This is a genomic window from Chryseobacterium sp. c4a (assembly GCF_009900745.1).
Taxonomy (GTDB): Bacteria; Bacteroidota; Bacteroidia; order Flavobacteriales; family Weeksellaceae; genus Chryseobacterium.
This window is the reverse complement of record NZ_WXVU01000001.1, coordinates 41618-64491: the sequence shown is the minus strand read 5'-3', so window position 1 is coordinate 64491 and position 22874 is coordinate 41618. Positions and strand designations below refer to the sequence as shown.

Sequence of the window (22874 nt, the reverse complement as noted above, 5' to 3'; positions counted from 1 at the left end):
CACCTCCGAAAGGAAGTACACAGTCTTCTGCAAGAAAAAACAAGACTGAAATATCCAATTCTTTTTTGCAACGAATTATTTCCCTTTTGAAAAAGGAAGAATTAATTTGATTAAAGAAACAAATTCCGAAGAAATTCGGGATTTTTTTTATTTATATTCCTCCATTATTTGTTTCAGTGCGGCAATCTGCTTATTAATACTATCCTTGTTCTGTGGATTGTTTTTCAATAGCTCATTCTTTTTATTCAGTCCGGCTTCCAACATAATATAAATTGATTTTTTATTTTCAACATTTTTGACAATTTCAGATTTTGCCTGACTCAATATTTTAACAATTCCATTGGTAGCAGCAAAATTATCAGTCTCCATAATCCTGTTAAAACCTCCTTCTGCATATTTTCCCAATTCCGGATTTTGAGGCTTCACTAAAGGATAAAAAGCCACAAAAGAAACAATATATTTCATTTGGGAATCTATTTTATTCTCCACAACAGTAGGAAGCATTTTGATGATCGTACCCCTAGAAGCTTCCGAAAGATCTATCCTATCAACCAATGTTTTAGTTTTTGAAGGATCCGCAGCAATGATTGCCAGTAATGAGTTTGCTTTTACAGCATTGGACATCGCATTTATTCCTTTTTCAAATAGCGGTATATATTTTTTATTTTTAGTCTTTGCCAAGGCATTAATCGCTGCAGCCTGCACTAATGTTTTTGAATCGTTAGCTGCTAATTTTTCAACATCAGCAGCCAGATTTTTATTCTGATATGCATTGGTAAGATCTAGCACCTCCAATGCTTTAATTCTTATCCTGAAGAAAGGATCCTTTAAGGCAGCAGTAAGTAGTTTAACAGCTTCTGGATGATTCAAGTCTTCCTTAATCCCAACTATTGCTTTATAACGGCTTAGATATTCTTTAGAATGAATAAACTGCATTAAATTTTGAGCTGCAGTTTTCTTATCTGTGATTTCGGAAAGCAATATTCCATCGGCATTGATATTAATTAAATCAGGTTTTGCAGAGGCATTAAAACTAAAAGTATTTTTTGCTTGTGCATTAACCCATACGTTATATCGTGTTGGCTTCCCATTATCATACACATCTATTGCCAAAGGAAATTCAAAAGGTTTTTCCTGGGACTGATTGATCACAACTTCCACTTGTTTTTTAACAGGTTCAAAAGTGTAGGAATACTCTAATTTCGGATTTCCACTTCCGTAATACCATTGATTAAAAAACCAATTCAAATCTTTTCCGGACACTTTCTCAAACGATAATCTTAATTGATGAGCTTCCGCATTTTTATATTCATAGGTCTTTAAAAAATCATTTATTCCTCCAAAAAAAGCATCATCTCCTAAATAGTTCCTCAGCATATGAAGAATTCCGCCTCCTTTCTCATAGGAAACCACATCAAAAACATCTTCAGGTGAATCATAACCAAATCGTACAAGATCTTTCTTAAAATCAGAAGGGCTGTTGAAATACTTATTGACATTAGACATTAAATGGTAATCTGCCTGATCTTTTCCATATTTGTACTCATTCCAGAGATACTGGGAATAATTAGCAAACGATTCATTCAACGTAAGATTGCTCCAGCTCTCCGCTGTTATCAAGTCTCCAAACCAATGATGAAAAAGCTCATGAGCAATATATTCTTCCCATTTATTTTCATCTATGAGCTGCCCTGGTTTCTGCATTACTCCCATATTATGAAGAGTAGCAGTTGTGTTTTCCATAGCTACACTTGGATAATCTCTTCCGGTAATTTGTGAATATTTTGGCCAGGGATAATCATAATTCAACTTCTTGGAGAAAAAATCCATCATTTCAGGAGTATTTCCATAGATCTGTCTTGCAAACGGTTCATATTCCTTTTCCACATAATAGTCTATCGGAATATTTCTCCATTTATCCTTTACCACACTATATTCTCCTACTCCCATAAAGAAAAGATAAACCGCATGTCTTTTATCCATGACCCAATGATCCGTTCTCATATTTCCAGATTCTTTCTGGGACTCTTTTAAAATACCATTAGAAAGAGTTATGTATTGATCAGGAACCGTCATATAAATTTCCTGAGTAGTTTTTTGGTTGGGTTTATCTATCGTAGGAAACCATACTGATGAAAATTCAGACTCTCCATCTGTCCATATCTGTGTAGGTTTATCAGGATCTTTTCCATCAGCATTGATGAAATACAATCCCTTGGCTGGGCTTCCTTGCTTCTCTACTACATTAGGCCGGGCAGTATATTTGATATAAACCGTATAATCTTGATTTCTATTATAAGATTGATCAAGATTGATTTTCAGAACATTGTCATTATAATGATATTGTATTGGTGTTTTATTTCCATTCCTCACCATTGCCACCTCATGAATCAGCATTCCTTTAGCATCCAATACCAATGAGTCTGAAGGATAAAAATAAGGCGATGCAGTGAGCCATTCCTCTCCATTCATTTCCTCTTTCTGGTAATCAAAGCTCACTTTCAGCTTGGTATGCTTCAGTTCTGTGCTTTTTGTGTGGGTTGCTTTATATACTTTTTCTCTTCCGGAAGTTTCCGTTTGCGCAAAAGCTGTTCCGGATAAAAAGAATCCTAATAAGCTTACCGATAGAATAATTATTTTCATGTGATTATTATTTTTATTGGTAAATTGCTGATAAGCGGTGGTAACAAGTATCCTCAACATCAATACATCTTATTGATTCCCAAAGGCAATATCGAATTTATTTTAAATAAGTAGAACGATTTCTTTAAAAGTTACATTCAAAATATTGCAAAAAAAAAGATCCCAAAAAATCGGGATCTTTTTTACTGTATTGTTCAGTAATTATTTTTTCGGAGCAATATCCATAAGCTTCATGAATTCATCCAGCTTAGGCATAATGATAATTTCCGTTCTTCTGTTTTCAGATCTTCCGGAAACACTCATATTAGTTGCTTTCGGATTGTACTCAGAGCGACCACCTGCCGTAATTCTAGCAGGATCTACACCAAACTGAGTCTGAAGAACTTTAGCTACAGAGGTTCCTCTTAATGCAGAAAGATCCCAGTTATCTCTTGGTAAGTTTGCAGAATTTAATGGTGCATTATCTGTATTTCCTTCAATAAGTACAGAATATTTGTCATAATCGTTGATTACTTTCGCTACTTTACCTAGCACTTCCTGAGCTGCAGGTAAGATATTGTAATCTCCTGTTTTATATAACATTTTATCAGAAAGGGAGATCATTACCACTCCTTTCAACACCTTCACTTGTACGTCGTCATCAGATACATTATCTAATGATCTCTTCAATTTATTAGACAAAGCAAGGTTTAAGCTGTCGTTTTTAGCGTTGTTTGAAATCAACTGCTTGATATATGAGTTGGAAGCATTGATTTCGCCCACAAGTTTGTCAATGTTAGCAGAACTTTTCCCGGTATTGGAAAGACATGCATCCAATGATGATTTTAAAGCATCGTGCTGGCTTTTTAATAAATTATTTTCACCTGATAATGCAGAGTTTTGAGATTTCAAATCCTGAATTTCCCTTTGTCTTTCTCCGATGTTTTCAATACATTGCTTATAGTTTGTGCTTAAGGCATCATACTGCTTCTTGCTCACACAAGATGTCATCCCCAACGCCATTGCAGAAACCGCTAAAATTTTTAAAATCTTCATAAGTAATCATTTTTAGACTAATCAAAGTTAGGGAAATTCAATTGAATTATATGGATTATCTTTGCATAAAAGAAATTCTCAACGTCTATGTTGAAAAAATCAAGCTTCAAAAAACAATTAGAAAATCTTATTCACCAGCCTGAAAATTACAACTATCTTTTAGCGGTGAGCGGAGGTGCAGATTCTATGGTTCTGGCCTCTTTGTTCAGGGATTTGAGAGATGAAAACCAGGATTCCGGATGTTCATTTCAGGTGGCTCATATTAATTATAAACTTCGTGGTGAAGATTCAAATCTGGATCAAAAAGTAGTACAGGATTTTTGTGAGAAAAATCATATTAAATTTCATTTGTATGAGGTTTCAGAAAGCGATAAAAAACCTGAAAATTCTATCCAACTTTGGGCAAGAGAGCTTCGGTACGCTTTTTTTAAGGAAATTCAGGAAAAAGAAAAACTGGAATTTCTGGTTACTGCTCATCACCTTAATGACCAGCTGGAGACTTTTCTCATCAATCTTTCCAAAGCTGCCGGAATTAATGGATTAATCGGTATTCCTGCCAATGATAATCATATCCTTCGACCTCTTCTATCATTTTCAAAACAGGAAATCTACCAATTTGCTGAGGACAACACGATTGAGTTCCGGGAAGATCTTTCCAATAAAAAAAGTGATTACCTGAGAAACAAGATCAGAAATGAAATTGTTCCCAAATTACAGGAAACCAATGATCACTTTTTGGAAAATTTCAAAAAAAGTTCTTCATATCTAAACCAAACCAAAGATTTTGTTCAAAAACAGCTTGAGGAAATAGAAAATAAACTCACTGTATTTAACCAAGACCACAAAATCTTATCAAAGGAGAAGCTGGATCAGGAAAGCGCTTTTGTCAAGTTTGAGATTTTAAAAAAATATGGGTTCAATCAGGAAGAAGAAATCCCAAAAATATTTAAAGCTGAAAACAACAGTTCTTTTTTTTCTAAAGAATATCAACTGATTGTCAACAGAGATGAATTAATCTTTATTGATAAGAATAAAAAGCAAGAAAGCAAAGATGAGATTCTTCTGATCGATCATTTTGATTTTTCAGAAAACCGGATCAGTCTTAATCTTCAGGATTCTATTGAAGACATTGATGGAATCAATAAAAATCTGAATTGGGATTTTGATGCTGAAAAACTACAGTTTCCTCTGCGTTTAAGAAAACAACAGGATGGTGATGAGTTTTACCCGACTGGTTTTTCAGGGAAAAAGAAAGTTTCTAAATTTTTTAGGGACGAAAAATTATCTATTTTAGCGAGGCAAAAAATTTGGATATTGTCTGACAGTAAGAATTCTGTACTTGGAGTCATTCCTTTCAGACAGGATAGAAGATATGCAAAGGATGAGAAAACAGAACGTATTCTCAAAATTTTTAATGAAACGAAAAATGAAATTTAGAAATTGGTTTTTATTAATTCTACTCTTTTTAGCAACAGGAATTAATGCACAGATTAAAAATCCTGTAAAGTTTAAATTTACCATCAACGATCTGGGCAATAACCAGTATGAAGCGGTTTTAAATGCTACCATGGAAAGTGGCTGGCACATTTACTCAAAAGATCTTCCTGAAGATACAGGAATTCCTACAGAGTATAAAGTTTCAGGAAAGAACATTGAACTTATCGGAAAATTCACGGAGGCTGGCAAAAAACATGAAGAATTCTCTGAAGCTTTCGGAGGAACGATTGTTTTCTATTCCAACACAGCTGGCTTTAAACAAAAATTCAAGCTAAAGGATCCTACCAAACCTGCTGATGTTACTTCTGAAATCACCTACCAAACTTGTGATGACAGGGTTTGTCTTGCACCGAATACATTAGAATTCAATCAGAAGGTTACTCCCAAAGGAGCAACGGAGGAAGTAACTGCAGAAACTACAGAAGCTAAAAAAGATTCTGTGAAAGCCGTTGAAACAGTTACTGAGAATCCTTCAAAGTCAGAAATTACAGTCACCGAGGCTTCAAAACTGGATCCTAAGCAACTGAAAATCGAAACGATAGACTTTAAAAAACCATTAACTGATTGCGGTACTGCTTCTACGAAAGTGGATGAAAACTATTGGACTTATTTATTCTTAGGCTTCATTGGAGGGTTGATCGCTTTGCTGACACCATGTGTATTTCCAATGATTCCTTTAACCGTATCTTTCTTTACTAAAGGAAGTAAGGATAAAGCGAAAGGGAAAAGAGATGCTTTGATCTATGGATTTTTCATTCTGCTTATTTTCGTTTTATTAAGTATCCCTTTCCATATCATTGATGGGATTGCAGGAAACATCTTCAATGAGATCTCTACAAGTGTATGGCTGAACATTGCCTTCTTTATCATATTTATCTTCTTTGCCGGAAGTTTCTTCGGGTATTATGATATTACATTACCAAGCTCTATTGCCAACAAATCTTCTAAAGCTGAGGAAGCAGGAGGTATCATTGGTATTTTCTTTATGGCATTGACACTGGTAATCGTTTCCTTCTCTTGTACAGGGCCTATTTTAGGAAGTTTATTAGGAAGTGCCGTAACAGGTTCTTCAAATGTTCCGATGTTATTAACCTTCGCATTGGCTGGATTTGGTTTAGCATGGGCTATTATTTTCGGGCTATTAGCTTTATTCCCACAGGCATTGCAAAGTCTTCCGAAATCAGGTGGATGGATGAACACAGTAAAAGTTGTGTTAGGTTTCGTAGAATTGGCTTTAGCTTTAAAGTTCTTATCAAAAGCAGACCTTGTATCGAAGACATTCTTCTTAAAAAGAGAACTTTTCATCGCTATCTGGATCATTGTTGCTTTAGGATTGGCATTATATTTATTCGGGTTAATCAAGTTCCCGCATGATGATAAAAAACCTAAGATTTCGATTACCAGAAAAATATTAGGGGCATTAGGAATTGGTTTTGTGATCTATCTGATCCAGGGATTGATTCCGTCTGATCGTCCAAAACTTCAATTATTAAGTGGTATTTTGCCTCCATTGAATGTTAGCTATTTCCATGATGAAAAAGATGGTATCTTAGGAATGCATCCTGAACATGATTTCTTTAAAGCGATAGAAATCGCTAAAAAAGAGAATAAACCCATCTTAATTGACTTCACAGGTTACGGTTGTGAAAACTGTAGAAAAATGGAGGAATTTGTTTGGAGCGAGCCGGATATTTTACCAATCCTTCAAAATGATGTTGTCCTAGCTTCTTTATATGTAGACGATAAAGAAGAGCTTCCTGAAGATCAAAAAACAAAAATCGACCTTGGAGACGGACAGATCAAAAAGGTTAAAACGATTGGTGACAGATGGAGTTTATTCCAACAGGTAAACTTCAACAACAATTCTCAGCCACACTATGTTTTAATTACTCCAGACGGAAAAGTAATCAACACTCCTGTTTCTGGATACATGCCGAAGGAAGACTTCAAGAAGTTCCTGGAGTGCGGCGTTAATTACTTCAAAAAAAGCAAATAAATAATTTATATATCATTTCCAACTCACACTTTTCAGTGTGAGTTTTTTTATTACTAATCCTTCAATAAACCATTCATCTTCAATAAAATCAACAACAGCTTTTAACAAAACTTAATTATAAATCATTAACGAAAATAAAAATTTATTGCACATTTTAAATTTTAGGCATCAACTTTGTATCAACTTTTCAAAATCCCGATCGGGTTTTCAAAGTTTTCACCAAATACCGTTTAACAATTTAAAATATGAATTATGGCTGAAGTAATCGCACAAGAGAAACAGACCGGCAAACAAAAGAAAAAGTTAATTAAAATTGACATGACTCCAATGGTAGACCTCAATTTCTTACTATTGATGTTTTTTATGTTTACCACAAATTTTACAAAACCCAATGTGATGGATCTTGGGCTTCCCGCAAAAGACCACAACCCCAAACCATTTATTGATGATGTGCTTATTAGAGATAAAAATCAGGTAACCTTTATTCTGGGAAAAGATAATCGGATATTTTATCATCAAAGCAATAAGGATGATTTAAACATCAATAATTTAAAAGAAACCAGCTTCAGTGGGATAAATGTTTCAAAAATTATTTCTGAAGCCTACAAAAATGCTCCCAATAAGGAAAACTTCACAGTAATTATAAAGCCTACCGATGAGGCCAGCTACAAAAATTTTGTAGATATGCTGGACAATCTGGCTATTGCGAAAAAAGAACGTTATGGAGTAGCTGATATTAAACCTTGGGAAACAAAAATTTATCAACAATTAACTCAATAAAAAAGGAAGAGCATTTAAAAAATGCTCTTTTTTGTTTACATTTGAAAGGACAACAGGATTACAGCAAACTCAATGCTGTACTATTTTAACTCTATAATTTTGGAATCATGCTGAACTTTGAAAGAAAAGGAAATGGAAAAGAAACGTTAGTACTCCTCCATGGCTTTATGGAAAATCTATCCATTTGGAGCGATATGGAACCTCATCTTTCCAAAGATTTCTCATTGTTAAAAATTGATCTTCCAGGTCACGGGCAATCTGAGATTCTGGGAGAGATCCACACCATGGAATTGATGGCTGATGAAGTCAAAAAGGTATTAGATAACCAAAGTATTACAAAACTTCATTTATTAGGTCATTCTATGGGGGGCTATGTTTCTCTGGCTTTTGCTGAAAAATATCCGGACTCTTTGAAAAGTTTAACGCTATTCTTTTCCACTTATTTTCCGGATGATGAAGAGAAAAAACAACAGCGTATCAAAAGCTACAGAATCATTAAAGATGCTTTTGTCCATTATGCAAGAGTTGGAATCCCCAACCTGTTCAATCCTAATGAAAGGGATATATTGGAAGGAAAAATTGAAATCGCTCTGGAAACAGCTCTTTCTACTAATAATCTGGGAGCTCTTGCCTGTGTAAAAGGCATGGTAGAGAGAACAGACAAAAAGCATATTATGCAAAATCTGGAAGCCAAAATTCTTGTACTGGCCGGTAAACACGACAATGCCGTAAAAACAGATATGACCATCAAAAATCTTCCGGACAGAACGAATATAAAATCCTATGTATTGGATTGCGGACACAATGGGCACTGGGAAAAGCCAGGTATTTGTGCAGAAATCATCAACACGGAACTTCTTCATAATCTTCCGAAAAAACTAGTAATGTAAAAACATGAGAATTGCTATAATATCTATCCTACTGCTTTCATTCTTGAGTTGTAAAAAAGAAAATCAATCCACTCCCAGTATTACATCAATGGACACCATTCAAGGATCAGCTCCAAAAGCTGATACCGTAACAACCATTCAACCCAAGCAGGAAATATTCAATTTCGGAACAGAACTTTGTGATAATAAAGGGTATTTTGACAGTAATAAATATTCCAAAAAGGAACTTGAGGACACTTACAAGCTTTGGTTTGAACTGAGTGGCTCATTGTTGGATACTCCCTTCGTGAACAACCTCAAGGATCTTCATGAAATAAGAAACAATAAAGATCAGGTTCTGGCAAAACTGGATAAGGATTTTGGAGAAAAGAAAGCTCAGATCATGAATCTGAAAGTTGTTAATATACCCTACTGGAAAGATATTCAGAAGAAAAGCTATGAAGAGCTTGTTCAGTCTTATGAGATGGAGAAAATCCAGATCATAGCTTACTCCGATCCTTCAATTCTTCTTAAAAACAATACATGTCCTAATTTCTCCAAAGCATTAAATTCAACTGATGAACAAATGTTTTCAGAATGGAAAAAGCTCAGAGAAAGCATGAGCAAAAACAATAGTGATCCACAACGTATTATCAATCAGTTCAACGAACAGCTTAACTCAGCAGACAAAAGAGATTATGCAATTATTGATCTGATTACTTTTGGGTGGGGAAACTGTGCTAATAATAAAGTACATAGAGTTTCCAGAGATGAAAAGATGAATAATGAATTCAATGCCCTTTTCATTAAGATTGATTCTGAATGTGATGAACCATAAACATTGAGAAAAATCCTGTATATTAGTAAGGTATAATTTTCTCAATGGGAATATTCTCGTTCAAAAAAAAGACACTTCCGAAACCACCACCGGTTATCGGGCTTACACTTTCAGGCGGAGGAATGCGTGGAATTGCCCATATTGCTGTTTTAAAAGCGCTGGAAGAATATAATCTTAAACCGCATATTATTTCAGGAACCAGTGCGGGATCTATCATTGCGGCTTTTTATTCATTTGGAAAAACACCCGATGAAATGATGGATATCGTAAGACAGACTTCTTTTTTTTCTCGGTCTGCTTTGAAACTATCAAAAAACGGAATCTTCAGCTCAAATTTCATTTTGAAACTATTTAAAGATTATTTCCCTGAAGACAATTTTAATATTCTAAAAATTCCTGTGTATGTGGCTACCACAGAAATGACTCACGGCATTGTTGATTTCTTTTCGGAAGGAGAACTCTTCACTCCACTTCTAGCTTCCTCCAGCGTTCCTTTCATCCTTCCCCCTGTAAGAATTGGAGAGAAAATTTATGTAGATGGCGGTGTTTTGGATAATCTCCCTATTGAACCTATCATGGATAAATGCGACTTTCTTATAGCTTCTCACGTTAATTCAATAAGCTACGACGAACTCAATAAGATGAGCCTGATGAAAGAATTTGACCGCATCCTCCACTTAGCCATTGCAAAATCCGTTTATTCTAAAGTAAAGTACTGCAATATATTTTTAGATCCTCCTAAAATGACAAAATACAGTCTTTTCAATAAGAAATATATGGACGAAATGTTTCAACAGGTATACGAATATACTTGCCGGGAACTTGAGGAAAAAGGTTATACTAAAGTTTGAGGGGGTCAGAGGATTTGAGAGTATTCCAAAACTGACTTTCCAATCTGATCCATCAATCTTTCTACAAATTCTCTTCGATGAGTCTTGCTTTGAAAATTTCAATTGTTCCTGGTAAAGAATCATTAGATTTACCTCCTGCAGCATTAATATGTCCGCCGCCATTAAAGTATTTTCTGGAGAACTGGTTCACATCCACATCATCTTTACTTCTGAAGGAGATTTTGATAAAATCCTCATACAGATCTTCCATAAAGAATGCAGACATCTTCACTCCTGCAATACTTAAACCATAGTTTACAAAACCTTCAGTATCTCCTTTCTGGAAGCCAAATTCTTTAAGTTCGTTTCTGGTAAGACTTAAAATAGCCACTCTACCCTCATTTACCACTTCTATTCTTCCTAAAACTAAAGCAAGCAAATGAAGACGGGAAACAGTATTGGTATCCCAGGTATTGGAAGTGATCATTGCCGGATCAGCTCCTTTTTCTATTAAGTTAGCAATAATTCTATGGGTAGTAGCACTTGTTGAACGAAAACGGAAACCTCCTGTATCAGTCATAATACCAGTATACATGCACTCAGCCATATCCTGATTAACCAGTTTTTCATCCTCCATTGCTTCAATGAAATGATAAATCATTTGTGAAGTAGCAGGAATCACCGTATCTGAATATACAAAATCGAACGGCTCCGGCTGTTGGTGGTGGTCAATAAGAATTTTCTTTCCCTGAGCCTTTACCAGCCAGTCACCCAATAACCCAATTCTTGAAGGAGAATTAAAATCCAGACAGAAAATAACATCCGCAGCAGCAATCATATCTGCCGCCAACTTTCTTTTATATTCTGCAATAATTATTTTTTTAGATTCCGGCATCCATTTCAAAAATTTTGGAAAATCGTTGGGTACAATAACCTCTGCATAGATCCCTTTTGCCTTTAAATAATGTTTCAATCCCAGACTGGAACCAATAGCATCACCATCCGGATTATAGTGGGTAAGAATAACTATTTTGTTTTCAGGTGTTAGTAATGTATTGATCTCTAAAAGTTCTGCTGGTGTAAACATCTTGTGTTTATTTTCGTTAAAATTTAAGTTTTCAAAGATAGAGCTTTTATATAAATCATTTAAATATTATTTTTGCAGAGAGAAATTCAGGTATCTATACGGGTTTGTAAATGTTTGGTTAAAAAACACTACAGATAATTTTAAAAAAAGATAATTAAAGTTTGTAACTTATAAAAATTTATATATCTTTGCAACCTGAAAATTAATAGATTAATTACGATTTAAACATATAGTAATGAGTAAAAGAACATTCCAGCCATCAGAAAGAAAAAGAAGAAACAAACACGGTTTCAGAGAAAGAATGTCTACGCCAAATGGAAGAAGAGTTTTGGCTGCTAGAAGAGCTAAAGGCAGAAAGAGTTTAACTGTAAGTGCTGCACGCGCTAAGAGATAATCTTTTTATTATCATATACAAAACATGCTTGAAAAGTTACTTTTCAGGCATTTTTTGTTGTTAAAATTTATTAAAATTAGAGTCAGATAGACTTCTTTTTTCTATTTTTAAAGATTGAAAATTTTTGTTAGAAAATAGCCTTTAAAATTTAATTATGCCACATACAAATATCTCCGGAGACAATATTATAAGTTTACAGCACGCCAAAATTGCGCAAAAAAAATTTACTGTTCTTTCTGATGTAAATCTTAATATTAAAAAAGGTAGATTCTGCTATCTTATTGGAAAAACAGGTTCCGGAAAAAGCTCCCTTCTAAAAACGCTTTATGGACACATCCCATTAGCATCAGGACATGGATCTGTGGTAGGATTTGATCTGGCTAAATTAAGACCATCCGATATTCCTAACCTAAGAAGAAAATTAGGAATTGTATTTCAGGATTTCCAGTTACTTTCCGATAGAACTGTTGAAAAGAACCTTAAATTCGTTCTGGAAGCTACAGGATGGAATGACAAAACCAAAATGGAAGACCGAATCAATGAAGTATTGGGAAGCGTGAACATGAAGAGCAAAAAGCACAAAATGCCACACGAACTTTCCGGAGGTGAACAACAGCGTATTGCTATCGCAAGAGCTCTTCTTAACCACCCAGATCTGATCTTAGCGGATGAGCCAACAGGAAACCTTGACCCTGAGACTTCTAATGAAATCATGACCTTATTAAAGCAGGTTGCCCTTGAAAACGGCGCTGCTGTAGTAATGGCAACTCACGATTACCACATGATCCAAAACTTCCCCGGTGAAGCTATCAGATGTGAAGATGGAAAAGTATCTGTATTAGATACTGCAGAACTATTTGAATAAGAATAAAAAGGGCTTAGAAAATACAGGATAACACTTCTTTTCTAATTCCCAGCCTCTTTAAAAACATGAAACTCTTTAGTGAGTTCAAGATATTGGTCCGAGTATTTTCTCGGACTTTTTTCTATAATAAATTCAGACTCTAATAATTTCTTGTTTGTTGGAGAAAATTCTAAGATCAATCTTTTTGTTGTAGAATTTTCAATGCCTTTAATATTAATTTTTCTGGTTAGAAAAAGATTATTTTCTTCAGCAATAAAAACGAAACCCTCACCTGCTTCTACCGGAATAATTACTGAAAGAAGCCCACTTTCAGATAAAAACCTTGCCGATTGAACGACGAGCTGTCTAAAATTCAACTCCACCATTTGACGTGCAATCTTATCTTTATCAGAACCGGACTCTTCAAAATAAGGCGGATTTGAAACAATCAGATCAAATTTCTCATTTGTTTCAAAAGTTTTAAAATCCTGGTGGATATTTTTAAGCCTCGTATGAAAAGGAGCGTTTTGAAAATTAAGCTTTGTAATACTAACTGCCTCTTCATTAATATCCAACCCTAAAAAATTTGCCTGTAAGTTTCTCTGAGCCAACATTAATGAGATCAACCCCGTTCCTGTTCCTACTTCCAACACATGAAAAGCAGATTCAACACTTGCTAAGACTCCAAGCAAAACACCGTCTGTTCCTACACGGAAGACATCTTTGGATTGCTGGATTTCAAATTGTTTAAATTTAAAAGACTTCACTATAAGTTGGTAGGCAATGTAATAATGAATGTAGATCCTTTACCTACTTCTGATTTCACTGAGATCTCTCCTTTATAATCTTCGATCATTTTTCTTACCATAGACAAACCAAGTCCCATTCCGCTGGTTTTGGATGTAAAATTAGGTTCAAAAATTCTCTCATACATATTTTCAGGAATTCCAATTCCGTTGTCCTGAACAGAAACAATGACTCTTCGCTGATGTTGTTCTACATCTACATTGATAATCAGTTTTCTTTCATCACTTTCCGCCTGCTTGGCATTGGTCACAAGATTGGTAATGATTCTAGACAAATAAATTCTGTCCATATTAATCATAATGTTACTCTTGTTGGCATGCATAAAGATACTGTCATCATTGAATACTCGAAGGATATCTTCCACTTCCGTATTCAGATTGATGACTTCATTATTTTTTTCAGGAAGCTTGGCAAATTCTGAGAATGCAGAAGCCACAGTAGCAATCAGATCAATCTGATCTACCATTGTTTTGCTCATCTGCTTTACTCTTTCTCTGATATTCGGATCTTCCGGATCAAATTTTCTTTCAAAATTTTGAATGGTAAGCTTCATGGGAGTCAGTGGATTTTTCACCTCATGAGCGACCTGCTTTGCCATTTCTCGCCATGCTTCTTCAGATGCTTTAAATCTTAGCCTTTCTTTTTGATCCTGAATTTGCAGAATCATTCTGTTGTAAGCTCTTGCTAAAGCATTCAGTTCATCATTTTTATAATATCTGATAGGACGCATTTCATTTTCAAACAATGTAATACGGGTAATCATATCAGAGAACTTCGTAATGGTTTTTGCCAGACTGTTGGATGTCACCCAGCTGATCCAGATACTAAACAGGATAAGAAATATATCGACTAAAAGAATATACTTTACATACTGGTGCAGTACTTCCAGATAAGCGGATTCATTATGATATAAAGGAATATAAACGATACCAATAGGTTCCAATTCATTGTTTTTCAGCAAAAGATAGGAAGAGGTAAGCTTGGCATCTTTGGCAGCATCATATCTGGTCATATCAACCCTTGCATCCGTAGATAGAATTTTGTTGATAATTTCCATCGAAAGTGTTTTCTGATCAATGAGGCTTTCATCTTTATTGGAAAGCACATAATTTCCTCTCAGATCATAAATAACAATATCATGCTGGTTAATATCTGCGATCTCAAAGATCTTATTCCCTAAAACCTTCGGCAGATCTTTCGTTTCTACCAATGTACGGCTTACAGCATAATCCAGATATCTCATTACGGCATTGGTTTTCTCCTGCATATCAATATTACTCTGCTGCAGAGAATTATTCCTCAACACAAAGTAAGGAACCAGTGATGTTGCCACAACACTTAAAAAGCATACCAATAGGAAACCGAAAAACACGCGGTTCCTTAAACTATATCCTTTATATTTATTTAACGACATCCTACTTTTTAATTAACCTAGCAATATATTTACCAATGATGTCAAATTCCAGGTTCACTTTATCACCAATTTTCAAGTGTTTCATATTGGTAAATTCCCAAGTATAAGGAATAATAGCTACTGAGAATTGAGTATCTTCACTTTTTGCTACGGTTAAACTGATCCCGTTTACAGTAATAGAACCCTGAGGTACAGTAACAAAGTTTCCATCACCTTCGTATTTCATGGTAATAAAATAGCTGCCGTCTTTATTTTCGATTCCTACTACCTCTCCTGTTTTATCAACATGTCCCTGAACAATGTGACCATCCAGTCTTCCATCCATTTTCATACAACGTTCAAGATTCACAACACTTCCCACTTCCCATTTTCCAAGGTTTGTTTTTTCCAGTGTTTCGTTGATTGCTGTTACTACATATTGATGGTCTTTAATCTCAACTACCGTCAGGCAACATCCGTTGTGAGCGAGACTTTGATCAATTTTAAGTTCGTTTGTAAAAGGGCATGTCAGGGTGAAATCTATGTTGCTTCCTTTCTCTTCAATCTTTTCAATAACACCAACTGCTTCAATAATTCCTGTGAACATATTATTTTTTGCTAAATTTGTAAATTATAATCTTCAAAGATAATCAAAATGAGCCCAAAAAACCATAAAGTACGAGTAGGAATTTCAATCGGTGATTTCAACGGCATCGGCCCGGAGATCATTATGAAGTCTCTGAAAGACAAAACCATTACAGATTTTTTCACTCCTGTAATTTTTGGTTCGGGAAAATTATTCACTTATCAGAAAAACATTTTCAAGCTGAATCTGAATTTCAACTATGTTAATGAAGCTTCTCAGGCACAACCCGGAAAGTTGAATATGGTGAATCTGACAAAGGAAAACGTAAATGTTGAGCTAGGAGTTCCTACTGAAGAATCTACCAAAATGGCTATTGATTCTTTGGAAGCAGCCACGGAAGCTTTAATGAGAGGAGATATTGATGTTTTAGTCACCGCTCCTATCAATAAAGATGAAATGGTAAAGATGGGATTTAAACATGCAGGACACACTGGCTATTTTGAAGAAAAATTCAGTAAAAAAGGATTAATGTTCCTGGTAACTGAAGATCTTAAAGTAGCTGTTTCTACTCATCATATTCCTATTGCGAAGGTCGCTGAAAATATTTCCAAGGAAAAGATAAAAAAACAGATCAGGGTATTGAATCAAACTCTTATTGAGGATTTTTGTATTCAGAAACCTAGAATTGCTGTATTAGGATTAAATCCACACGCCGGAGACGGAGGAGTGATCGGAACTGAAGAAATAGAAATCATCAGCCCAGCTATTCAGGAACTTTCAGATAATGGAATTCTGACGTTTGGCCCTTTCCCGGCAGACAGTTTCTTCCAGCCCAATAAATACAGAAATTTTGATGCTGTATTAGCAATGTATCACGATCAGGGGTTGGCTCCGTTCAAAACATTAGCTTATGAGGAAGGAGTAAATTATACGGCAGGACTTCCGTTTATCAGAACTTCTCCGGATCACGGAGTTGCTTATGATATTGCAGGAAAAAACGTTGCCGATGAACAGAGTTTTATGGAATCTATTTTCACTGCAATTAAGGTTTTCAAGAACAGAAGTGAATACAACGAACTGATGAGCAACCGCCTTCAGCCGAGAAAAATGGCTGTTGACAATGGAATTGACGAAGATTTACCTGAGGAAACTGAAGCATAATCCGTTAAAACAAATTTTAAATTAATTTGTTTTAGATTTTATTTGTTATTATAAAAAAAATGCATATTTTTGCACACTCATTTTATGGACAAGTTAAGAAACTATGACGTAAGCTTTTCCGGACTTAAAAACGGAAAACACGAGTTCAAGTTTGAGATAGATAAAACGTTCTTTCAATTATTTGACACTGAGCAGGAATTTACAAATCCTAGAATAGAAGTACATGTCTTTTTAGACAAACACACTACTTTTCTGGAGTTTGAGATTAAGATAAAAGGTTTGGTTGAGTTGGTTTGTGATATTACAAATGAAGATTTCGACTACCCTATTGAAAATGAAATCAAGATTCTGGTGAATTTCGGGGAAGAATATGATGACAGCAATGAAGATGTCATTACTATTCCTACTGCAGAGCATGCTTTCAACGTAGCACATTTGATTTATGAAAATGTAATGCTTTCTATCCCGATGAAAAAGATTTCACCGAATGTAAGTGATGAAGACATCAAAATTCTTGACCAGTTCAGTCCGAAAGATATTGAGGAAACTGAAGAGGAAGAACATGAAAGTGACCCGAGATGGGATGCTTTAAGAAAATTAAGAGACAATAATTAAATAGAATAATTTAAATATGATGAGATGATGAATCTCATCGCTCATCAATTAAAAAAGTTATTAGAAAATGGCACATCCAAAGAGAAGACAGTCGTCGACAAGAAGAGATAAGAGAAGAACTCACTACAAAGCTGTAGTTCCTCAATTAGCTAAAGATGCAACAACAGGAGAGCTTCACCTATACCACAGAGCTCACTGGCATGAAGGAAAACTTTACTACAGAGGTAAAGTAGTATTGGAAAAAGAAGTAGCTACTACTGAAGAAAACTAAGAGTCGCTTTTCGCTGAAAAAGCCTCATTTTAATACAAAAACCGCCCAATTTTGATAAAATTTGGCGGTTTTTTGTTGTTTTTTGCGTTTTTTTGGTATCTTTGACCCAAAATCAAATATCAAATTTATGGACATTAAAGACATACAGAATCTTATTAAGTTTGTATCTAAGGCTGAAGTTTCAGAAGTAAAATACAAGACTAAGGATTTCGAAATCACTATTAAAACTCCATTAGCTGGAAGCGACGCTGTTTACGCACAGCCTGCAGTATACCACACTGCTCCACAAGCAGTAGCTGCTCCGGCACCTGTTGCAACTCCTGCTGCTGCACCTGCAGAAAAAGCTGAAGCTGCATCTGATGATAGCAAATATGTAACAATCAAATCTCCAATGATTGGAACATTCTATAGAAAACCATCTCCGGATAAAGACGTATTTGTAAATGTAGGTGATGAAGTTTCTGTTGGTAAAGTAGTTTGCGTAATTGAAGCAATGAAGCTATTCAACCAGATCGAATCTGAAATCAGCGGAAAAATCGTTAAAATCTTAGTTGACGATGCTACTCCGGTAGAATACGACCAACCATTATTCTTAGTAGATCCATCTTAATTTAAAGGTTAGATGTTAGACATTAGATGTTAGATTAAATTCTACATTAAAATAACATTATCTAATTTTCAAATTATCTAATTTTCAAATTGAAGAAGATGTTCAAAAAAATATTAATAGCCAATCGTGGCGAAATTGCAATGCGTATTTTACGTACTTGTAAAGAAATGGGGATCAAAACCGTAGCGGTATACTCTACTGCAGATAAAGACAGTCTTCACGTAAGATTTGCTGATGAAGCGGTTTGTATTGGCCCTGCGATGAGTAAAGACTCATACCTTAAAATCCCTAACATTATTGCTGCCGCAGAAATTACAAATGCAGACGCAATCCACCCAGGATACGGATTCTTATCTGAAAATGCTAACTTCTCGAGAATTTGCCAGAAGAATGGAATCAAGTTCATTGGAGCTTCTCCTGAGCAGATCGAAAAAATGGGAGACAAAGCTAATGCGAAGGCTACCATGAAAGCTGCTGGTGTACCTTGTGTACCAGGTTCTGACGGATTGATCGAATCATACGAACACGCTGTAAAAATTGCTGAAGAAACTGGATACCCGGTTATGATTAAGGCAACTGCCGGTGGTGGTGGTAAAGGGATGAGAGCTGTTTGGAAAGCTGAAGACCTTAAAGATCATTGGGAATCTGCTATTCAAGAAGCTGTAGCTGCCTTTGGAAACGGAGGTATGTATATGGAAAAACTGATTGAAGAGCCAAGACACATCGAAATTCAGGTTGCAGGTGATCAATTTGGTAAAGCTTGTCACCTTTCAGAAAGAGACTGTTCCGTACAGAGAAGAAACCAGAAATTAACGGAAGAAACTCCTTCTCCGTTTATGACTGACGAACTTCGTGAGAAAATGGGTGATGCTGCTGTAAAAGCTGCTGAATTCATTGGATATGAAGGAGTAGGAACTATCGAATTCCTTGTAGACAAACACAGAAATTTCTATTTCATGGAAATGAATACAAGAATCCAGGTAGAGCACCCTATTACTGAGCAGGTAATTGATTATGACCTTATCAGAGAACAGATTCTTCTTGCTGCAGGAACTCCTATTTCAGGAATCAACTATTACCCTAAATTACATTCAATCGAATGTAGAATCAACGCTGAAGATCCTTATGCAGACTTCAGACCGTCTCCAGGAAAAATCACAGGATTAAACATCCCTGGCGGACACGGAATCAGAGTAGACACTCATGTTTATTCCGGATATACAATCCCTTCTAACTACGATTCTATGATTGCTAAGCTTATCACAACGGCTCAAACCCGTGAGGAAGCTATTGCAAAAATGAGACGTGCTCTTGAGGAATTCTATATTGAAGGAGTAAAAACAACGATTCCTTTCCACAGACAATTGATGGATAATGAAGATTATCTTGCAGGAAATTATACTACAAAATTCATGGAGGATTTTGTAATGGATAGAAAATATGATAATCACTAAAAATAATTATCATTTATATAAAAAAGAAGGCACCTAAAAGGTGCCTTCTTTAGTTTCAATACATGACTCTTCCTAATCAAGCAGGAAAAGTTATTTTTGTAGTGACAAAAAATAAAGTTTGTTGTATATCAATTAAAATAGAAGCGATGGCATCAGCAATACAGGGAAAATTAGCAGAAACACTTCAAATTTCAATGGAGCGTGCGGAGGAATTTTTGAAAATTTGCTACATCGTAAATTATGATAAAGGCAAACTGATAGAACCTAAGAATGGAGTTTTCAACCGTTTGGGTTTCATTTTGAACGGTGCTGTCCGGATTTATTATATCAATGAAAAAGGAGAAGATATCAGTTACCTTTTGCAAGTAAACAATGATGTTATTGGCGATTATGCGAGCTATATCACCGGAAAAAAAACAATGGCAGTTATACAGACCCTTCTCAAAACAGAAGTCTTATATTTTGATAAAAAAGATGTGGAGACTTTAATTCAGAAAGATATTTTTTGGCTTGAAGTAGCAAAGCACATTTCTGATTTAGCATTTTTGGATGCAAAGCAAAGGTTAGATGAATTGTTTTTTTATACACCAGAAGAACGCTATCTCAATCTTTTGAAAAAGTCCCCCGAAATTCTGAACAAAATTCCACAGAAGTATATTTCGTCTTACTTAGGAATTACCCCACAATCGCTGAGTAGAATCCGGAAAAGGATTTACTAATTCAAAAATTACCTTAAGTGAACGTTTTTGGTTTTTCTGACCATTAATTTTGCCTCATCATATAAATGTAATCACAATGAAAATAGCAATTATCGGTGGCGGAATTGGCGGTCTAACAACCGCTTTGGCCCTACAAAAAAATAATCTGGACATTACCATTTACGAAAGTGCACCCGAAATAAAACCAGTAGGTGCCGGAATTATTATGGCTAATAATGCAATGCAGGTTTTTGATAAACTTGGCATTCGGCAGAAAATTGAAAAGGCAGGTCACAAAATTTCAACTATTAAAATTACTGATCCGCAGCTCAAAACATTATCGGATATACAACTGACTAAGTTCGAGCATAAATATGGGGTACACAACGTTGCCATTCATCGTGGCGATTTACAGATCATTCTGGCTAAAGAAATTGGTTTTGAACATATTAAACTCTCTAAACGCCTATCCAAAATCGAACAAGGAAACGGCTATCAACTCACTTTTGAAGACGGAACCACCGCTAATGCAGACGCTGTTATTGGTGCAGATGGAATTAAATCGGTAGTACGCCATCAAATTTTAAACATTGGAAAACTAAGATCTTCCCAACAAAAATGCTGGCGTGGTGTTAGCAAGTTCGATTGGGCAGCAAAATACAATCACAAAGCCTATGAGGCATGGGGAAAAGGCAGACGCTTTGGTTTTGTGAGAATTAATGATCAAAAAATTTATTGGTACGCTGTGGTTAACGAGAACTTGATTAAAAATCCGAATAATCTTACAGAACTTTTTAGTGGGTTTAATCCAGACGTTTCCAAAATGATTTCCGAGACTCCAAAAGAAAAAATATTTATCAACGACATTATCGATTTGGAACCAATTTATCAGTGGCAAAAAGATCGCGTTTGTTTAATTGGTGATGCAGCCCATGCAACAACTCCTAATATGGGACAAGGTGCTTGTCAGGCCATTGAAGATGCCTATATTCTCGGAAAACTTTTTAGTGAAGGAAAAAGTGTGGATGAAGTCTTCACACAATATGAAAAACTGCGTATGAACAAAGCGCATTATATCGTCAACACGAGCTCAACCATTGGTAAGGTTTCTCATTATGAAAACAGTATAGCAATTTGGCTTCGCAATATTTTACTAAAGGCAACGCCTAGCTCTACCAACGAAAAACAAATGGAGAAAGTGTTTGATCTTTCGTACTAGAAGTAACTCCAAAGGGTAAAAAGCTTTGGAAAATATATCAAAACTTATTTTAGGCCAGATAAATAAAAAAGTAATTACTTTGATTTTAAAATAATGGTATGCTGAAAATGATCATCAAATATATTCTCATTGCAGGGCTTTCCTGGTTTATTATTCACTCTTTGTATATTACTTATGATGGGCTTACAAATTCTAAGCAGAAAGCAGATCTTGCCGTGGTCTTCGGGAATAAAGTAAATGAAGACAGAACTCTTTCTCCACGACTACAGGCAAGATTGGATAAAAGCATTGAACTCTATCAGAAAAACCAAATTAAAGATATCCTGGTAAGTGGCGGGCTAGGTAAAGAAGGTTACTGGGAAGGCACAGAAATGAAGAAATATCTGATTAAAAATAAAATTCCTCCCAATCATATTCTTGTGGATAACTTTGGGGATAACACTGAAAAGACCGTCATCAATACAATAAAAATTGCTGATAGTCTAAAATATAACAGAGTGATTTCCGTCTCCCAATTTTATCATCAGACCCGAATCAAAAAGCTGTTCAGAGATCATTATTTTAAAAATATTGAAAGTTCAAGTCCTCTCTATTTTGAGATGAGAGATTTCTATTCGGTTTTCCGGGAATTTTTTGCTTATTATTTATAAAAAACTCTATGAATAAAGATATGATTTATGAAACTTAGCAAAACTTCCAAAACCATAGTCATCATTCTAATAGTTTGTGAAATCCTCTTTCTCATCAGAACTTTTGTTTTGTATTCTTTTTACACCAACGATGAAATGTATGGAGACGGCAAGACTGAACCAGATCAATATAATATAGAACTTCTGAAATGGGTTATATATTCACTTGGTATAACATTCATTCTGATCTGTTTCAGCATATTGATTTTTAGAAAATTATTAAAAAATAAACTCTGAACAAGATATTAACATGGATAATTATTGCTAAAGAAATCCCCAACATCCATTGGAATCCGAAATTCTATCAATACCGTTTATAAACTTTATAATCCTAATGGAACCGCTATTCAATATCTAAGAAAAGATCTGCCCCATAAAAAATATAGAATAAGCTTATCTGCAAAATTTTCTTATTGCTAAAGATAGAATACCTGCAACAGTTTATCCACTAAGAAAATATTTCCGTGGCATAGTCTTTTACCCTCAAAATACACTTCAATTACAGCCATATACCCTACTCTATTTTTGTTGATCCATCTCATTAATATTGTGTAAATT

Annotated in this window: 23 protein-coding genes; 16 read left to right on the top strand and 7 right to left on the bottom strand. The window is 35.1% G+C overall.

What is annotated here, in order from left to right; genetic code table 11:
- Nucleotides 1–147: 147 nt before the first annotated feature.
- Both GTR01_RS00285 and GTR01_RS00280 read right to left on the bottom strand, forming a co-directional pair.
- Entirely contained in the window at nt 148–2643 is a 2496-nt protein-coding gene (locus GTR01_RS00285) for a M1 family metallopeptidase (protein ID WP_160135897.1), read from the bottom strand.
- A gap of 201 nt (nt 2644–2844) precedes the next feature.
- Nucleotides 2845–3678, bottom strand: coding sequence for an OmpA family protein (locus GTR01_RS00280; RefSeq protein WP_160135896.1), 834 nt, complete (start codon nt 3676–3678; stop codon nt 2845–2847).
- An 87-nt stretch (nt 3679–3765) separates the two neighbouring features.
- On the opposite strand from GTR01_RS00280, the gene tilS reads away from it, so the two are divergent.
- The 6 genes from tilS to GTR01_RS00250 all read left to right on the top strand — a co-directional run bounded on the left by tilS (nt 3766) and on the right by GTR01_RS00250 (nt 10509).
- Nucleotides 3766–5115: a tRNA lysidine(34) synthetase TilS gene (gene tilS / locus GTR01_RS00275; protein ID WP_160135895.1), complete on the top strand. Its 1350-nt coding sequence runs from the start codon at nt 3766–3768 to the stop codon at nt 5113–5115.
- Nucleotides 5105–7171, top strand: coding sequence for a protein-disulfide reductase DsbD family protein (locus GTR01_RS00270; protein ID WP_160135894.1), 2067 nt, complete (start codon nt 5105–5107; stop codon nt 7169–7171). The genes tilS and GTR01_RS00270 overlap by 11 nt, the downstream gene beginning before the upstream one ends.
- A gap of 252 nt (nt 7172–7423) precedes the next feature.
- Nucleotides 7424–7951: an ExbD/TolR family protein gene (locus tag GTR01_RS00265; RefSeq protein WP_160135893.1), complete on the top strand. Its 528-nt coding sequence runs from the start codon at nt 7424–7426 to the stop codon at nt 7949–7951.
- Nucleotides 7952–8058: 107 nt separating this feature from the next.
- Nucleotides 8059–8841 carry an alpha/beta fold hydrolase gene (locus tag GTR01_RS00260; RefSeq protein WP_160135892.1) on the top strand — a complete coding sequence of 261 codons (783 nt, stop codon included), beginning with the start codon at nt 8059–8061 and terminating at the stop codon, nt 8839–8841.
- 4 nt (nt 8842–8845) lie between these two features.
- Complete coding sequence (locus GTR01_RS00255; protein ID WP_160135891.1) at nt 8846–9658, top strand: hypothetical protein; 813 nt, start codon at nt 8846–8848, stop codon at nt 9656–9658.
- Between the two features lie 44 nt (nt 9659–9702).
- Complete coding sequence (locus GTR01_RS00250) at nt 9703–10509, top strand: patatin-like phospholipase family protein (RefSeq protein ID WP_160135890.1); 807 nt, start codon at nt 9703–9705, stop codon at nt 10507–10509.
- Between the two features lie 61 nt (nt 10510–10570).
- On the opposite strand, the gene GTR01_RS00245 is transcribed toward GTR01_RS00250, so the two are convergent.
- Nucleotides 10571–11575: a DHH family phosphoesterase gene (locus GTR01_RS00245; RefSeq protein ID WP_160135889.1), complete on the bottom strand. Its 1005-nt coding sequence runs from the start codon at nt 11573–11575 to the stop codon at nt 10571–10573.
- Between the two features lie 235 nt (nt 11576–11810).
- Here GTR01_RS00245 and rpmH point away from each other — a divergent pair, with 235 nt between their 5' ends.
- Together rpmH and GTR01_RS00235 are read left to right on the top strand one after the other, a co-directional pair.
- Nucleotides 11811–11969, top strand: a complete 159-nt coding sequence (gene rpmH / locus GTR01_RS00240) for a 50S ribosomal protein L34 (RefSeq protein WP_039365072.1) — start codon at nt 11811–11813, stop codon at nt 11967–11969.
- 154 nt (nt 11970–12123) lie between these two features.
- Nucleotides 12124–12834 (top strand): cell division ATP-binding protein FtsE, encoded by a 711-nt coding sequence (locus GTR01_RS00235; protein WP_160135888.1) that lies wholly within the window; start codon nt 12124–12126, stop codon nt 12832–12834.
- A gap of 41 nt (nt 12835–12875) precedes the next feature.
- On the opposite strand, the gene GTR01_RS00230 is transcribed toward GTR01_RS00235, so the two are convergent.
- The 3 genes from GTR01_RS00230 to GTR01_RS00220 are packed head-to-tail and all read right to left on the bottom strand — an operon-like array spanning nt 12876 to nt 15620.
- Nucleotides 12876–13580, bottom strand: a complete 705-nt coding sequence (locus tag GTR01_RS00230) for a tRNA1(Val) (adenine(37)-N6)-methyltransferase (RefSeq protein ID WP_160135887.1) — start codon at nt 13578–13580, stop codon at nt 12876–12878.
- Entirely contained in the window at nt 13580–15034 is a 1455-nt protein-coding gene (locus tag GTR01_RS00225; protein ID WP_160135886.1) for a sensor histidine kinase, read from the bottom strand. Before GTR01_RS00225 ends, GTR01_RS00230 begins: the two co-directional genes overlap by 1 nt.
- A 1-nt stretch (nt 15035) precedes the next feature.
- Nucleotides 15036–15620, bottom strand: a complete 585-nt coding sequence (locus GTR01_RS00220; RefSeq protein WP_160135885.1) for a riboflavin synthase — start codon at nt 15618–15620, stop codon at nt 15036–15038.
- A 48-nt stretch (nt 15621–15668) separates the two neighbouring features.
- On the opposite strand from GTR01_RS00220, the gene pdxA reads away from it, so the two are divergent.
- The 8 genes from pdxA (at nt 15669) to GTR01_RS00180 (ending at nt 22277) form a co-directional block, all read left to right on the top strand.
- Nucleotides 15669–16760: a 4-hydroxythreonine-4-phosphate dehydrogenase PdxA gene (pdxA, locus tag GTR01_RS00215; protein ID WP_160135884.1), complete on the top strand. Its 1092-nt coding sequence runs from the start codon at nt 15669–15671 to the stop codon at nt 16758–16760.
- Nucleotides 16761–16844: 84 nt separating this feature from the next.
- Nucleotides 16845–17375: a YceD family protein gene (locus GTR01_RS00210; RefSeq protein ID WP_160135883.1), complete on the top strand. Its 531-nt coding sequence runs from the start codon at nt 16845–16847 to the stop codon at nt 17373–17375.
- A 67-nt stretch (nt 17376–17442) separates the two neighbouring features.
- Entirely contained in the window at nt 17443–17646 is a 204-nt protein-coding gene (rpmF, locus tag GTR01_RS00205) for a 50S ribosomal protein L32 (protein ID WP_007843326.1), read from the top strand.
- A 127-nt stretch (nt 17647–17773) separates the two neighbouring features.
- Complete coding sequence (gene accB / locus GTR01_RS00200; protein ID WP_065395338.1) at nt 17774–18256, top strand: acetyl-CoA carboxylase biotin carboxyl carrier protein; 483 nt, start codon at nt 17774–17776, stop codon at nt 18254–18256.
- Between the two features lie 98 nt (nt 18257–18354).
- Entirely contained in the window at nt 18355–19710 is a 1356-nt protein-coding gene (gene accC / locus GTR01_RS00195) for an acetyl-CoA carboxylase biotin carboxylase subunit (RefSeq protein WP_065399495.1), read from the top strand.
- Nucleotides 19711–19856: 146 nt separating this feature from the next.
- Nucleotides 19857–20429, top strand: coding sequence for a Crp/Fnr family transcriptional regulator (locus tag GTR01_RS00190; RefSeq protein ID WP_228452124.1), 573 nt, complete (start codon nt 19857–19859; stop codon nt 20427–20429).
- 76 nt (nt 20430–20505) lie between these two features.
- Nucleotides 20506–21627 (top strand): FAD-dependent monooxygenase, encoded by a 1122-nt coding sequence (locus GTR01_RS00185; RefSeq protein ID WP_160135882.1) that lies wholly within the window; start codon nt 20506–20508, stop codon nt 21625–21627.
- Nucleotides 21628–21725: 98 nt separating this feature from the next.
- Nucleotides 21726–22277 carry a YdcF family protein gene (locus tag GTR01_RS00180; protein ID WP_160135881.1) on the top strand — a complete coding sequence of 184 codons (552 nt, stop codon included), beginning with the start codon at nt 21726–21728 and terminating at the stop codon, nt 22275–22277.
- 455 nt (nt 22278–22732) lie between these two features.
- On the opposite strand, the gene GTR01_RS24725 is transcribed toward GTR01_RS00180, so the two are convergent.
- Nucleotides 22733–22858: a hypothetical protein gene (locus GTR01_RS24725; RefSeq protein WP_262885733.1), complete on the bottom strand. Its 126-nt coding sequence runs from the start codon at nt 22856–22858 to the stop codon at nt 22733–22735.
- Nucleotides 22859–22874: the final 16 nt, after the last annotated feature.

Excerpts from the sequence above, each read along its gene's own strand:
- GTR01_RS00285 (WP_160135897.1), bottom strand. The coding sequence starts at position 2,643 with ATGAAAATAATTATTCTATCGGTAAGCTTATTAGGATTCTTTTTATCC.
- GTR01_RS00280 (WP_160135896.1), bottom strand. The coding sequence starts at position 3,678 with ATGAAGATTTTAAAAATTTTAGCGGTTTCTGCAATGGCGTTGGGGATG.
- tilS (WP_160135895.1), top strand. The coding sequence starts at position 3,766 with ATGTTGAAAAAATCAAGCTTCAAAAAACAATTAGAAAATCTTATTCAC.
- GTR01_RS00270 (WP_160135894.1), top strand. The coding sequence starts at position 5,105 with ATGAAATTTAGAAATTGGTTTTTATTAATTCTACTCTTTTTAGCAACA.
- GTR01_RS00265 (WP_160135893.1), top strand. The coding sequence starts at position 7,424 with ATGGCTGAAGTAATCGCACAAGAGAAACAGACCGGCAAACAAAAGAAA.
- GTR01_RS00260 (WP_160135892.1), top strand. The coding sequence starts at position 8,059 with ATGCTGAACTTTGAAAGAAAAGGAAATGGAAAAGAAACGTTAGTACTC.
- GTR01_RS00255 (WP_160135891.1), top strand. The coding sequence starts at position 8,846 with ATGAGAATTGCTATAATATCTATCCTACTGCTTTCATTCTTGAGTTGT.
- GTR01_RS00250 (WP_160135890.1), top strand. The coding sequence starts at position 9,703 with ATGGGAATATTCTCGTTCAAAAAAAAGACACTTCCGAAACCACCACCG.
- GTR01_RS00245 (WP_160135889.1), bottom strand. The coding sequence starts at position 11,575 with ATGTTTACACCAGCAGAACTTTTAGAGATCAATACATTACTAACACCT.
- rpmH (WP_039365072.1), top strand. The coding sequence starts at position 11,811 with ATGAGTAAAAGAACATTCCAGCCATCAGAAAGAAAAAGAAGAAACAAA.
- GTR01_RS00235 (WP_160135888.1), top strand. The coding sequence starts at position 12,124 with ATGCCACATACAAATATCTCCGGAGACAATATTATAAGTTTACAGCAC.
- GTR01_RS00225 (WP_160135886.1), bottom strand. The coding sequence starts at position 15,034 with ATGTCGTTAAATAAATATAAAGGATATAGTTTAAGGAACCGCGTGTTT.
- GTR01_RS00220 (WP_160135885.1), bottom strand. The coding sequence starts at position 15,620 with ATGTTCACAGGAATTATTGAAGCAGTTGGTGTTATTGAAAAGATTGAA.
- pdxA (WP_160135884.1), top strand. The coding sequence starts at position 15,669 with ATGAGCCCAAAAAACCATAAAGTACGAGTAGGAATTTCAATCGGTGAT.
- GTR01_RS00210 (WP_160135883.1), top strand. The coding sequence starts at position 16,845 with ATGGACAAGTTAAGAAACTATGACGTAAGCTTTTCCGGACTTAAAAAC.
- rpmF (WP_007843326.1), top strand. The coding sequence starts at position 17,443 with ATGGCACATCCAAAGAGAAGACAGTCGTCGACAAGAAGAGATAAGAGA.
- accB (WP_065395338.1), top strand. The coding sequence starts at position 17,774 with ATGGACATTAAAGACATACAGAATCTTATTAAGTTTGTATCTAAGGCT.
- accC (WP_065399495.1), top strand. The coding sequence starts at position 18,355 with ATGTTCAAAAAAATATTAATAGCCAATCGTGGCGAAATTGCAATGCGT.
- GTR01_RS00190 (WP_228452124.1), top strand. The coding sequence starts at position 19,857 with ATGGCATCAGCAATACAGGGAAAATTAGCAGAAACACTTCAAATTTCA.
- GTR01_RS00185 (WP_160135882.1), top strand. The coding sequence starts at position 20,506 with ATGAAAATAGCAATTATCGGTGGCGGAATTGGCGGTCTAACAACCGCT.
- GTR01_RS00180 (WP_160135881.1), top strand. The coding sequence starts at position 21,726 with ATGCTGAAAATGATCATCAAATATATTCTCATTGCAGGGCTTTCCTGG.
- GTR01_RS24725 (WP_262885733.1), bottom strand. The coding sequence starts at position 22,858 with ATGAGATGGATCAACAAAAATAGAGTAGGGTATATGGCTGTAATTGAA.